We start from the raw sequence: 14,316 nt of genomic DNA on the forward strand, positions 1-14,316 counted from the left end.
TTTCAGGTGTATGAAATGAGAAGATTATAAAACGGAGGAATTGACATAAATATCCATAGATTGAATGGAAAAGAAGGGGAGTTTGAGTTAATAAATATACAATAAAGTGAAGTGTTTTTTGTATTTTATAGTTGTTTGAGTGGCGGGAAAAATGTTGTGAATCGTTGCTATGTTTTGGTGTTTCTTGTGCTTTTCAGATGTTTCAGTGGCGAAAAAATGGAGCGAAAATGCTATTATGTTTTTATGCTTCCTGCGCTTTACTAACGTATAAAGGGCGAAAAAATGGGGCGAAAGTATTGTTATGTTTTGGTGTTTTCTGTGTTTATTCATCAAGAGAAGGCAGGTTCTAACCCCCGTTTTTGCAGAAAAGTCTGCTCAGACGTATGGTTTTTAGAACCTGCCTTCTTCGTTTTATAGTTTCTTTCTGTGCTGTTCGTCAGCTTATTTTGCTGCGATGCACTCCACTTCTACGAGCGCATTCTTTGGCAAAGTCTTTACAGCGATAGCCGAACGAGCTGGGAATGGTTCGTTGAAGAACTCAGCGTACACCTCGTTCATAGCTGCGAAGTCGTTCATATCCGATAGGAATACAGTAGTTTTCATTACGTTTCCAAGACCGATGCCTGCTTCTTCGAGAATAGCTTTGGCGTTTGTGAGCGACTGACGAGTTTGTTCTTTGATGCCACCAGGTGCGAATTCGCCTGTTGCAGGGTCGATAGGGAGCTGTCCAGATGTGATAACGAGACCGTTAGCTTCGATGGCTTGGCTGTAAGGACCAATAGCTTTAGGAGCTTTGCTTGTGTTTATTACTTTCATAATTTTAGTTTGATAAAATTGTTAAACTTACTATTCTGTTACTCAAAAAGTGCGTTTTCTGGCTACGGCAAATGCTCCAGTCAAGCTGATAGCTACCCTTTTAGCTTTCCGAAAACGTTGGTATCTGCAAATGTACGAACTTTTTTTGAAAACAGGAAATGTGCCGTTCGCTTTTCGTTTTTTTGTCTTCCGTGTCTTCGGTGGTAGGTTATGGGATAGCGATAGGGTTAGTTATATTTAACAAATGTTTTTCTCTGATTGCACATATATTGCATTATTGATCTCTATTTTTGCAGTTGAGACGAGTTAGAAGCGTGAGCACAGACTTGTTTTCGATGTTGTTTATTGTGGTCGCACAGCCGTTTTAGAACGACCTTAGCCAGGTGTGTGCCACCAGAGAATTATTAACCTTAATTACTTTTTCGGGCGAGCGGAGTGTGCGCCGCGTGTGTTTGCTCTGCTTCCCACAAAATTATTATTAAACAAAATGACGCTATTAACAAAAACTCAGGTAGGCGATCGTCGTTGGACGCGCGAAGATGTAGACAGGATTAGGGCTGTGATTGTAGCCGATTTTTCCGAGTTAATGAACCGAGAACCAGACGAAGGGTTGCGCTGGACCAGTACTAAAACCGACCTAATCGAGCTTTCTCACCTTGTGTGGGAATCGGGTTTGCTGCTCGACGAGCGCGGAATGCCGCTCAGTTTCCTTAGTATTGTGAAGAAGGTTTTCAAGGTATTGAATGTTGTTCCGCACCAAAATCCGTCAGGAATGTTCGAGAAGACACGCGAGAGAAAGAACATTCGGGTGCGTCCCGTAGCCGAGCGTTACTTGCTGTTGCACCATCAGCAGCACATCATGCACCCTATGCGATTGGACATAAAGCGCGCCCGTCTGCATCAAATCATGCCGAGCGAATAAGTCGGGGTGTATATCTAAAAAAGTAAAAGCGGTTGTTTTGCGTTGCAAAACAGCCGCTTTTGTCGTGCAATATAGGCTCTTTTACAACGCAAAACAGGCTCTTTTGCAAAGCCATTCGCTATGTATTGATAATCAATAGGTTAGAGAACTGAAAGCGAAAGGATATTTGTAAAGAAATCGCAGGACGGATTTCGCACGTTCCGCCATATATAGATGCAGCGTCCCCCTTATATATATAAGGTGTAAGGGTGTGGCTGGTGGAGGACGAAAAGAAGTGGAGGGGAACAAAAAATGGGTGCACCTAACAGTTGGTGCACCCACGTGAGTTCTATGAAAAAACTGGAATTTTTCGTTATTTTGCGATGTGTTTCTTACCCTTACTGATATAAATACCCTTGTAATCCTTAGAAACACGACGACCAGATACATCGTAACGTGGCGCGTTCTCGTCGTTAGTTTCGGCTGTTGCGTCTACTTCAACGATGCCAGCAGCAGCTGTTACTTCTGCAGAATTAGAGAAACGAGCTTCTCCCTTATCGTAAACGGCTGTTACGTTGTAGATGTGTGCGCCGCCCATTTCGTCGGTAAACGAAGTGCCTGCTACTGGTGCTGCGTTCACTTTCACGCCATCGCGATAGATGTTATAGCCGATGAGTGTAAGCTGTTGAGCTGCCTTTGATGCAGGAAGGAAGCTGATGTCGTCGATAAGTGTTGCGTATCCGTCGGTGCTTGATGCTACGATAGCGAAATACTTGGTGCCTTCTGGCAAGGTGTATTCAGCCTTTGTCCACGATGTTGGTACTACGTGCTTTGCCTTAAGAACTTGGAAATCTTCGCGGTTGAAGCCTGTTGTAGAGTAGCGAACATCGTAAGTTTCGTTGCCTGCGCCGTTGTATGCCTTCTCCCAGAGGCTGATTGACTGTGCAGTAGCAGGGAGTTCAGGCGATACAAGCCAGTTTTCGGTGATGGCATAAGGTGCTCCGAACGAGATAAGAACCTTATCGCCAGTGTGTCCCTTCCAGCCATTGCCGCTGGCAGGAGTAGTTGTTGAGTAGTTGAAAACGGTCCAAGCCTGACGTTCTCCCATGCCTGGGAAGGTGCTTTCGTTAAAGCCATAGGTGGTGTGATTGTCTACATCGTAGAGCAACCATTCGCCAATGTTCTTGTTAGCGAAGTCTGCATAGTCTTCAAAACTTTCTGTTACAACTTCGTTTGTAGCGCGTGGTGCATCTGGAACGGTCCATGTTAGGGTGTTCTTAGCACCTGCAGTAGCTTGCAAGTTTTTCGCTGTTGGATAAACAGGATAGTTCACTGGCAAGGTAATGGTTTCGGTTGTGTTGTTGGTTGCGTCCTCATCTGCAGCTACTTCGAGCTTCGCATAGAGTTTCACTTGGTCGCCAATGTTGCGCTCTGGTGTGAAGGTGATGGTGTTTTCTACTGTCTTTCCAGCTGGTACAGCAACACCATTAACGCTTGTGATAACCTTATTGTCGTTGTAAACCACTACTTTATAGTTGTTAGCATCGCTTGCACCGTTGTTGGTTACGGTAACAACTACCTTCGCAGGATTGTCTACTCGCAAGCGGCCAGGAGCCTCTTTCATCTTGATTGCAAGGTCGTTTGCCTTACGATCGAAGATGTTGATGTTATCGACATAGATGTTACTGTTGTGTGCTATGCCCTTGTAGTCGAAGCCAATCTGTATGAATTTAGAGCCAACAAACTTCTTTAAAGGAAGCTCTACCTTTATCCATTCGCGGATATTTACCTCTTCTAAGTTTACAGTAAGCAGTGTTTCAGGTGTTCCATATTCCTTAGAAACCCAGATTTTGAATATGTCTTCAGAGTTCTGGTGGGTCTTAATGTAGAATGTAAGCATTGGGTCTTTAGCGTTACCGAGGTCGATCAAACCTGTTTCAAGCAACGACCACTCGCCTTCCATCATAGGTGTGAAGCCAGCAAAACCATGGTCGCCGTCTTGAGCATAGCTTGACTCGTCGTGGAATGGAGACCAACGGCTGCGCTTGTCGTAGTCTACCAACCAGAAGTAAGAGAGCTTTCCGTTCGCAAACGATTCCTTAAGTGGAAGAGCGTAAGGCTTACCTGTTACTACAATATTAGAATAGGTGCGTGCGCCTTCGCCTGCTTCGTTGACTGGAGATACCACATAAGCCAATGCTTCTTGCTCGTCTTGAGCTGGTGGTGTATCTTCGTATGTGGTGGCTTTGAGGCCCTTTGCAATTTCAGTAACCTTACCGCGACGGAGTGTATAGGTAATATTGTCTGGGTTTACGTAGGCTCCGTTGGCACCTGTTGTTACCTTATCCCACTTCACATTTGCCTTTCCGTTGTTGTAAGTGAAGCTGATTTTGCCCACTGCAGCAGGAATATCGAAACCTACAAAGGCTTCTAATTCAACTGAAGAACCTTCGCCATCGGCACTGAATGGGGTAATCTTATATGTTGTTTTGCCGTTGGGCACGTTGGTATCGGTAAAGTTCAACGCTGCACCTGGTGTAGGATTGTTGAATGTCTTTACCAATTCTTCGCCACGATATACTTCTATCTTGGTGAGTGCCGACAATGCTGCGCCTGCCTGATTGGTAGCTGGTGCGTTGAACATAATGTCTGCTGAGTTGCCTCCGTTAGGTGCTGGTGTAACCTTAGCGTTGCCTACTGCGGCTGGCACAGCGGCTCCTAACTTCTCTTTTAGTTCTATATTATAGATGTTAAACGAACCTGGCTCGAGCTGCATCTCGGTGTTGAAATGCCAGCCAATATAGTATTCGCCGTCGGCATCTACACTGAATGTTACGGTAACGGCTTGCTTTTCGATAAAGTCGGCAGGTGCTGTTGTCTTGGCAGCGATGGTCTTTGTCATGGCTGCAACAGTCTTGTCCTTACCTATTTTCACCTCGTAGCTTTCGGTAGCGTTTGACGATTCGCCACTAATGGTATAGGTAATTTCGTAGGTTTTGCCTGCTTTTAATGCGATAACAGGACTTACCAACCAGTCGTCAGCGTCTTGCGTACGTACACAAGAGGCAGCCATGGTTGCTTCGTTAAACTTAAATGCCTGGTCGTCTACGTTGGCGTCAAGCACTGTAAAGCGCTCCATCGATTGCTCGTCCATGAAGCTTTGGCTCCAAGGCAGCTTTACATTTTGTGCCTGTAAAGTCAAAGGGCACAGCAATAATGCTAATAAAGTTTTCTTCTTCATAATTAGGTAAAACTTAAAAATAATAGATTTCTCGGCTGCAAAAATAGCTATTATTTTCTGATAAACGTATAAATACATAAGAAAAATTACAATATTGCTTTCTATTTATCGGCAAATTGTTATCGTTTATCGGTAAATTGCTGTAAAAAAGTGTATTTCTTGCAACATTTCGGTGGTCTTTTTATAAGGTAAAAGAGTATTGTTCTGTTAAGGCACACAGCAAAAAAACTTAAAAAAAATGGCAAAAATATTTGACATTATCAAATAAAATATCTATCTTTGCAGTACAAGTAAGAGGCAGCTAAAATATATTTGTTAAATCTATTGTAATTAAAGAAAAAGCCCAAACCTCCTATAAGGTTTATCTTTGACGGGAGTCTGAGATGGAGAGGACGCTATTAACAAAAACTCGAATACATTTAGGAGCTGGGCATTATAGCTGAGCTGCAACGGGGAGACGCTTTTTATGCGCCACCGCAACAACGTCTTACATTATATAATAAGACCTCTGCGTTGCTGACACATGAGTGCCGTTGCAGACTATAAAGCTTAACATTGAAGCCTCAGAGTAGATATTCGTAGGCTGATTTGCCTATGTTGCAGACAACAAAAGGAGAATTTGAAAGGGCTAAAACAGACAAAATGGCAAGCTGAGAAGCGAAAAATTGGAGTCTGAAAAAGCTTATGTTGCAAGACCACTGAGCCAAAAATTGTAGGTCGATTAGCAAATGTTGCAGACAACAAAGCGAAAAACTGAAAGACCAGTGTGCCAAAAACACAGGCTGAAAACTAAAAAAACGTAGGCCGTAAAAACCTGTGCTGCAGGCTGTAAAAGCCAACTTTATAGTTGGATACAGCTGAGGTTACAGACAATGACTGACCGCGTTGCAGCAATGAAATGGTTGCACTGCTGAATTAGAAAGGTTGCGTTGCAGCAATGAAACGATTGCATAGCAGACTAATAAAGACTGCATTGCAGAAGTTTTACAGCAACATTGAGAAATTCAAAGCGTTGCATGGCAGAAATGAAATGGTTGCATAGCAGACTTTCAACCGCAGCATTGAAGGAATGAAACCGCAGCATGGCAGGATTTTTAAGACTGCATGGCAAACTAAAAACGGCAGCAGCCCACTGCAACAATATCTCTGAGACAACTCTGTGCACCGCGTTAGGTGCGCTATTCCCCCCAAAAAGCAAAGCACTCTCTTGCATTGTAGTGGACCACCATCGACGGAAAGCAAAGCATAGATACACTGTGTAGTGTGATGATGCTGGGCAAGATGGCTCGTTCAATAGACAGAAACAAACAATAAACTATAACATAATGCTAAGCAAATAAAGCAAGGCATGGCGGTGAACTCTATCACACCGCGTTTTTTCATTACTAAAATTAATTAACACTGAAAAAACACCGTGGGGGCGCAACTTAGGTTGCGCTCCTTTTTTATGGGTATGCTTTCATAACGGTTTCGAATGTTTCCCACTGCCTTAATGACTTCGGAACACTGCCTTACTAATGCCTTTACACTTTCTTTCAAGTTGAGAAACGCTACATTACGAATGCCTTTACACTTTCTGCCAAGTTTAGAAACGCTACAAGCATACCTCCTACCCACTGCATTTCTTACTTTATCTGCCTTCCATCACTCCGACTTCGAACTTCAATTTTCGCTGTTCCAAGTCGGAACAACAACGCTCCTATTTTCTCCTTTCATCGACATAATTATTGAAAAACATGATAAAATATTTGATAATACAAAACAAATAAACTATTTTTGCATATATTCATAGTGGCAAATAACAACATATAAGCATAGATTGATTAACTTATCAAACGCCCACGCTTTCGATACGGCGTTGCTCTCGTAAGGAGTTTCAATAGGAAAGCAACTTAAACAATGGTTAAAAAAATACTTAAAAGCATGTATGTAGCCACAGCTGCAATGTTCGTTGCAATGTTTGCCATGCCACAAAACACTCTGGCACAAACCGAGTACGCACTGAAAATTGCGGGTACAAAGGTTACTTCTTTAAACTGCCAAGACCTCTCTACCATTGAAGGGGTAAGCGGAACGTTAAGCTACAACCCTGATTCCAAAACCCTAACAATGAAGAATGTTACAATTAAAGGGGCTACGAACGAGGCCATCTACTCGGAAATCGACGGATTGAAGATTAGGGTTCTCGAATCGAACTTCGTTACGGCAGAGTTCGCTGCCATCGCTTTTAGAAAGCCACTGACCATTACAGGCGGAGGAATACTGAATACTGAGAGCGAAAATATGTGCTGTATTTATGCCAACGAAGCTGATCTTACCATTGAAAACTGCACCGTAACGGCTAAGAGTATTATATATGGCATTGCTGGATTTAACGGCAGCAGCGAACATATTACCATCAAAAACGCTAACGTAACGGCCGAAGGAACTGAAAGAGGGTCTATCGTTGACATCGCATCGCTTACGTTGGAGGGTTGCAATATCACCCAACCTTCGGGCGCAACGTTCGATGCTGCAAAGCATTACGTGGCTCTTGATGGTAAAATGGTAACGAGTCCAGTGGTTATTACCAGCTCTACGGGCATCAACTCTACCTCTTCTGACGCTACCACAACTGCAAAAGCCACTTACACGCTCAGCGGTACACGCATGTCGGGCGAGCTGAAAGACCTTCCGAAAGGCATTTACATCGTAAACGGAAAGAAGGTTGTAAAGAAGTAAAACGAATTTGCAGGTGTGCCTAACAGCGCATTCCTGTCTCCTTTTTATATAATGTGGGAACGCTACTTTTGGCGTTCTCACTTTTTTGTCTCATCGGTTCTGCAACGCAGACAAACCTGATTCATCGTCGTTCAACACGCACAACAAAATACGTTCAAACATTATTCATCATCACTTAACACGCACAACAAAACACATTTAAACGTAGTTCATCATCACGAAATACCTACCATAAAACACATTCTGCTGCCATTTCCAAGCCTATAATATGCTGTAAAAATGGCAACAAATATCATCTTCGCACACCCTACGCAACTCTTTGATTATCAACACCTAAGCAATGGCGTTGCAAAAGCGCCTGTTTTGCACGGTAAAAGTGCCTGTTTTGCGCTGCAATATAGGCTCTTTTGCAACGCAAAACAGGCACTTTTGAAAAGCAATATAGAAAACGTAAAGATTATAGATAGTCGGAAGTGGTTTTCATTGCAACCGAAACCAACCATCGCCAGAGCGGAAAACACCCCTCGCCACAACCCTTTTCGCAAAGTTTCCTTGCCGTTAGTAATAGGTATTAGCCGCCTAAGGGCAACAACTTTTTACCTACATTTAAGTATTGTTTATTCATAAACGTGTGCTTACCTTTGCAGTCCAGTTATTAAAAATAAATATTAAAATAAGTTTAAAAACAAAACATGAGAAGATTATACTTAGCACTTACCCTGTGTGTTTTATTCTTTTCTACTTCAGAAATAAAGGCTGAAGTAGGTCAAGGCGTTATCAAATTCAAGACCAACAAGGCGGTTGGGTCTACCATTAGCATGGAAATCTTTGTCTACGATGGCTTAGACGACGACGGCGATGTAAAGGATGCTAACCCCGAAGAGGGCACTAACATCTCGTTCGAGGGTGCCACTAAGAAAGCAATAGTGCAGCAGAAAGTTTATCTAACCGTTACTTCGCCAGAGATAACCATACATGGTGATGTGAACTATTTGACCATTGTTGGGCAGGAAATCAAAGACATTGACGTTAGCGGAGCCAGCAAATTGACCACCTTAAGAGTGAACGAAAACCCTTTAACAACACTCGATTTGTCGAACAATGCAGCCCTTACCGAAGTGTGGGCAACCGCATGTTCCGACCTTACTTCCGTAAAGTTCGCACCTGCTTCTGCCCTCATGACACTCTCGTTGCAAGGCACACAGGTTGCAAACCTGAACCTTTCGCAGGCTCAATTCCTTAGAACCTTGCACGTAGGCGATAACCCTAATCTCACAACCATCGACCTTTCGCAGCTTACAGAGCTGGAAGAACTATGGATAAATGGCAACGGAATAGAAGCACTCGACCTCACAAATAACACCAATCTCACCACTCTCGAATGCAGCAGAAACCTGCTTACAACCCTCAACCTGTCTGGAAAGTCAGACCTTAACTATGTTTCTTGTTGGTGCAACAAGCTCAAAGGCGAAGGCTTAAACGCACTTATTCAGAGCCTAACAAAGGAAACAGAAGGCGAAGAACGCGAACTTTGCGTGTACAACGGTCTGTTTGAAAACGAGCAAAACGAACTTACCGACGAGCAAATTGCAGCCATCAAAGCACGTGGTTGGACCCCTAAGCAGGCAAAAGGCAATAAGGAAATGTTTGCATGGGTAGAGATTACGTCGGCTGTAACAGGCATCGACGCTGTTTCGGTGAAAGCCAACGACACAGACAAATGGTTCGACTTGATGGGTCGCCGCATTGCTAAACCAACAGCAAAGGGCATCTATATCCACAACGGAAAGAAGATACTCCTGAAGTAATCACCCTTATTTCAACTGCCGTTGCACAACGTTCCTGCCTCAAAGGCAGCGAACACAAGGGGCAACAATAGGCTGATGACGATATTACTAAGCCATCGTGGCACACTGAAAAGGTTTTAGTAATATCGTCATAAGCCTTTGCTTGCATCGGCACCAGCACGAAACAGTATGCAACACAGCAGCATATTACAATTGTGAAGAGAACATTATTTACCCTTATGGGGTGCTTATTTCTCCAAATAGCAGTAGCTCAAATACGATGTAAAGTATTGGAGAAAGGCACCAACGAACCTATAATAGGTGCCACCATCATGGCAGAAGGCACCAAAAACATTATTGCCGTAACCGACCAGGACGGCGTTTTCGTCTTGTCCAACGGCTTCAATAAGTCGGTTAGAATATTTTATATCGGCTACAAACCCCTTACGGTGCGTCCCCAAAAAGAGGGCGTTTACCACTTGCAAACCGATGTAAACGAACTGCAAGAGATTGTTGTTACCGCACAAGAAGGGCACGGACTGTCCAGCGCATCGACCATTAGCAAGCAAGCTATGCAGCATTTGCAACCCTCAAGCTTTGCCGATTTGGTGGAACTTCTGCCTGGTGGACGTGCCAACGACCCCCATCTGAACGTGCCTAACACCATCAACCTGCGCGAAACAGGCATCGGAAGCAGTCAGTACAACACCTCTTCGCTCGGCACACGCTTCGTTATTGACGGCGCACCCGTAAGCACTAACGGCAACATGCAATACCTTTCGGGCGCTCTCGACCGCACTTCTGGAAAGCGAAACTTTGCCAATGCGGGGGTTGATATGCGCACCTTGTCTACCGACGACATACAGGAAGTAACCATAATACGTGGTATTCCCTCCGTGCAATATGGCGATTTAACCAGCGGACTCGTAAAGGTGAAACGTCGCAAAGGTGGCAACGACCTTGCAGCACGCTTTAAAGCCGACATGGATACCAAGCTTTTCTATCTTTCGAAAGGCTTCGAATGGAAACCATCGAAGCTGTCGCTCAACCTCAGTGCCGACTATCTCGACAACAAAGCAGAGCCTCGCAACCTGCTCGAAACCTACAAACGTGTTACTCTTTCGGCTCGTCTGAACAAGCAATGGACCACCCAAAAGATGAACTACGGAGCCATGCTCAGCTTCGATTATGGCGGTTCTTTCGACAACGATAAGGTGGATTCGCAATTCAACCATGGCGGAGTAGACAAGTATCGCTCTGCCTATAACCGCTATGCAACGAGTCTTTCGCTCAACATGAACAGCAATATCGACCGCTCGCTCTTCCGCAGTTTAGAGCTGTCGGCATCATTTTCGTACGAGAAAAACATACTGGAACGCACCAAAATGGTACAGCTCAATGGCGACACACCAGCCGCAATGACCATGACAAACGGCGAAAGCGATGCCGTATTGATATCGCCTTACAACTACATAGCCACACATACAGTAGACGGCCGCCCCCTTAGTTTGTATCTAAAGGGCAACGCTTCGTTCAGCATACCCATTCCAGGCGTGTCCAATTCGCTGTTGGTGGGAGCCGATTATCAGATGGACCGCAACGTAGGCGAAGGTCAGATATACGACCGTTTGCACCCTGTTTATACAGGAACGTCGTACCGTCCGCGCAAATATTCAGCCATTCCAGCCTCGCAAATGCTGGCAGGCTACGTGGAAGAACGCATCAGTATGGGCGTCGGCAGCAGCAAACTCGACATCGAAGCAGGTCTTCGTGCCGAAACAATGTTAGGCATCAACAACCAATTTGCCACACATGGAAAGGTGAATATAGACCCCCGAGCCAATGTAGGGTGGACCTTTCCTTCTTTTGTCGTAGGCAAAGACCGAATGACAATCGGCCTTACTGGCGGTATAGGGTGGCACAGTATGTTCCCCACCATCGACCTCTTATACCCCGAACCCGCCTATATGGACATCGTAGAACTGAACTATTACCACCCCAAACCAGAGTTTCGGAGAATGTATTTGCAGACTTACGTCATCGATCCGACCAACTATGAGCTTACAGCAGCACGCAATTTGAAGTGGGAAATAAAGGGAGATGTAGACTGGGCAGGCAACCGTCTTACCATGACATACTTTGTAGAAGACATGAAATCGGGCTTCCGTTCGATGAGCGTTTATGCCCCTTATCAGTACAAAGAGTACGACGCTTCTGGTGTAAATGCCGATGCCTTGACCGCCAAACCCGATGTTTCCACCTTGCCCTATACCCTGCGTAACGTTCTGCGCTCGTATGAACACACGTCTAACGGCAGCCGAACTTATAAGCGAGGCATAGAGTGGATGCTCTCCACCATGCGCTTTCCAGTTGTCAATACACGCCTTACCATCAGTGGAGCATGGTTTAAAACGGAGTATCATAACTCCCTTCCTATCATGTATAAGCCCGTTAAAACGGTGGGCGGAAGGCCCCTCGAGCTGGTCGGAATCTATAAAGACGACGAGGGGTTTATACGCGAAATGGTGAACACAAACTTCACTTTCGACACCGCAATACCCAAGTTAAAGCTCGGCTTCTCGTTGTCTTTCCAATGTGTTTGGTACACCGCCGAACAGTCGATGCACAAGGATAACATGCCCATTCAGTATATGGACGACAGCGGAAACATACATACTTTCACCCCAGCCGATGCAAACGATGTCTATTTACAATACCTCGTGCGCAATTATACAGAGGGTATGTTCGACCGACAAACCGTACCTTTCTATATGGATGTGAACCTAAAGGCAACCAAAAAGCTATTCAAAGACAAACTCATGGTGGCGCTTTTCGTGAACAAACTATGGGACGTGCACCCCGATTATAAACGCAACGACTTCGTAATAAGGCGGTATGTAACACCTTATTTCGGTCTTGAAATGAACATAAAACTATGATGTCGAAACCCTATACACTTCTTCTCGCCCTCTTATTGGCTGTTTTTACCACTGGTTGCGAGCAGATAGAAGACGATTATTATACGCAAGCTGAGGTTACATTGCAGCTCCCCGACAGCATAACACCGCTGAAAGTGCAGGGCACCGTAACGCTGAAAAACCTGTCGAATAGCCGTGTTTATGCATCGTCCGACTTCGATAAAACCACCATTAGGCTCGATGTGATGCGCGGAACCTATATGCTTGATGCCGAAGGAACCATGTTGTGCCGCTATCCCGATGGCAGTGAGAGAGTGAAATACTACCGTTCTTCAAAGGACTACGTAGAGATAATAGACCACCCAACACGCTTTACAGCAACGGTTATATTTATGTAATGATGGGTAAAAGAAAAATAATTTGCACATTGTTGGCAGTCTGTCTGTTGTCAATAGCCACCCAAGCGCAAGACAAAGACACGTTAGCAGCAGCCGAACACCTACACCATTGGAACCAAGTAATGGCTCCGTCGCAACGAAATCCCGCCTTCTTGCAGTCTGCTTTCGCCTCTTCAATAACGCAAGCGGGCCTTAATGCAAGCTATAAGCATGCCAATCAGGCCTTCATAGCGCAGCGAGGAGACGGTCATACACTGTTTTCTGCTGGCGTAAAATCCTACCTTCGCCTCGACGAAAGCAATACAGTGTGGGGCGCAGCAGCCTATCAGACAGGGCGAAAGCGCAATGTCCGCTTCAACTCCACGTCCGATTACGACCTTCTTTATCCCTATGTGATGGCCGATACGTTGGGCGGTAACATGGAGAACGAACGCTACACGTTCAATGGCGGCTATGCTCTGAAACTGAAAAAATGGAGCTTCGGTGCCTTGATAGACTTTAGAGCGGAACACGAATACCGCACCATCGACCCCCGTCCACGCGGTATTGCCACCGATTTGACGCTCCGTTTGGGTGCAAACTATGCATGGAAGAACTATAAAATAGGTGCTGGCATCGGCACAAGAACCTATAAACAAACCAATAACGTAGACTTTTACAACCCTTTAGGCGTTATCCCAGAGTATCACATGACGGGTCTCGGAAGCGATTACGTGCGCTTTGCAGGTGCGGTAAGGTCGGCTTATTATAAAGGAACAGGTATCATTGCCGACTTACAGTGTGCGCCTGACGATGGTAAAACAGGGGCTTATGTTTCGTTAGAAGGGCGTTTCATGCCTTACGAAAACATACTTACCGAACTCAATGCACTGCCTATTACACGATTAGAAACCACTACTTTCAACGCAAGAGTAGGGTGGAAGCACGACAAAAATATAGGTTGGACCGCCTTTTTGGGGCTTGACGGAGAGCGAAGAAACGGCAAAGAACACATCGCAGGCAGCTCTTCCAGCACCGAATATCGCTCGCTTATCACCCTATCCATGTTCTCCGACAACCGCTACGACTACTATTTAGGAGGCATTCTCAACGTCGGAAGCAAGCGAAACCTAACCTTTTCGGCTCGATTCGGGTTCATTGACGACCTCGCAACCTACGTAGATTTAAGGCGAGAAATGGCATATACAAAGTCGTACGGCACACTATCATGGCAATGGATGTGGCATCATGCAAAGTCGTGGTTCGTAGAATGGAGCGGCAACGCAGCCTATTACCACAACCATTCCAAGCGAATTGTAATGCCATACGCACTGATGGACAGTAAGATAACTGAACTCGTGAACTCCACCTATGCGGCTTTAACAGCCCACCAATGGACCTTCGGCACCGCCATACACACCTATTATTATCCTAAAAAGTGGGAAGGCGTGGGCTTATATCTTAACGCTGGCATACAATTCGACCAAAGTTCGACCATTCGCCAAACCCTTCTTAATGCGTCGGTAGGTGTGTCTTTCTAAATAAGATAAAACAA

The 14,316-nt window shown here is 45.0% G+C and carries 9 protein-coding genes; 7 read left to right on the forward strand and 2 right to left on the reverse strand.

Annotated features, from left to right (window positions below; translation table 11 throughout):
- Window positions 1-441: 441 nt before the first annotated feature.
- Entirely contained in the window at window positions 442-816 is a 375-nt protein-coding gene (locus HXN26_RS00635) for a RidA family protein (protein WP_024999778.1), read from the reverse strand.
- Between the two features lie 610 nt (window positions 817-1,426).
- Between HXN26_RS00635 and HXN26_RS00640 the strand changes: the two genes are divergently transcribed.
- Entirely contained in the window at window positions 1,427-1,738 is a 312-nt protein-coding gene (locus HXN26_RS00640) for a hypothetical protein (RefSeq protein ID WP_273158154.1), read from the forward strand.
- Between the two features lie 352 nt (window positions 1,739-2,090).
- Here the strand turns inward: HXN26_RS00640 and HXN26_RS00645 are convergent, their stop codons facing one another.
- Window positions 2,091-4,958 carry a choice-of-anchor J domain-containing protein gene (locus tag HXN26_RS00645; protein WP_273158156.1) on the reverse strand — a complete coding sequence of 956 codons (2,868 nt, stop codon included), beginning with the start codon at window positions 4,956-4,958 and terminating at the stop codon, window positions 2,091-2,093.
- 1,899 nt (window positions 4,959-6,857) lie between these two features.
- On the opposite strand from HXN26_RS00645, the gene HXN26_RS00650 reads away from it, so the two are divergent.
- The 6 genes from HXN26_RS00650 to HXN26_RS00675 all read left to right on the forward strand — a co-directional run bounded on the left by HXN26_RS00650 (window position 6,858) and on the right by HXN26_RS00675 (window position 14,302).
- Window positions 6,858-7,679: a peptidase gene (locus HXN26_RS00650; RefSeq protein ID WP_273158158.1), complete on the forward strand. Its 822-nt coding sequence runs from the start codon at window positions 6,858-6,860 to the stop codon at window positions 7,677-7,679.
- A 279-nt stretch (window positions 7,680-7,958) separates the two neighbouring features.
- Complete coding sequence (locus HXN26_RS00655; RefSeq protein ID WP_273158159.1) at window positions 7,959-8,306, forward strand: hypothetical protein; 348 nt, start codon at window positions 7,959-7,961, stop codon at window positions 8,304-8,306.
- 65 nt (window positions 8,307-8,371) lie between these two features.
- On the forward strand, window positions 8,372-9,487 hold the full coding sequence (locus tag HXN26_RS00660) for a leucine-rich repeat domain-containing protein (protein ID WP_273158162.1): 1,116 nt from the start codon (window positions 8,372-8,374) through the stop codon (window positions 9,485-9,487).
- Between the two features lie 218 nt (window positions 9,488-9,705).
- Window positions 9,706-12,405, forward strand: a complete 2,700-nt coding sequence (locus HXN26_RS00665; RefSeq protein WP_273158187.1) for a TonB-dependent receptor — start codon at window positions 9,706-9,708, stop codon at window positions 12,403-12,405.
- The gene (locus tag HXN26_RS00670) at window positions 12,402-12,782 is read left to right on the forward strand and encodes a hypothetical protein (protein WP_273158164.1); all 381 of its coding nucleotides are present in this window, start codon (window positions 12,402-12,404) and stop codon (window positions 12,780-12,782) included. The genes HXN26_RS00665 and HXN26_RS00670 overlap by 4 nt, the downstream gene beginning before the upstream one ends.
- A complete protein-coding gene (locus tag HXN26_RS00675; RefSeq protein WP_273158166.1) occupies window positions 12,782-14,302 on the forward strand; it encodes a DUF6850 family outer membrane beta-barrel protein in 1,521 nt (506 codons plus the stop codon). Before HXN26_RS00670 ends, HXN26_RS00675 begins: the two co-directional genes overlap by 1 nt.
- The last annotated feature ends 14 nt before the right edge of the window (window positions 14,303-14,316 follow it).

The sequence above is a fragment of the Prevotella aurantiaca genome (genome assembly GCF_015262605.1).
GTDB classification, from domain to species: domain Bacteria; phylum Bacteroidota; class Bacteroidia; order Bacteroidales; family Bacteroidaceae; genus Prevotella; species Prevotella aurantiaca.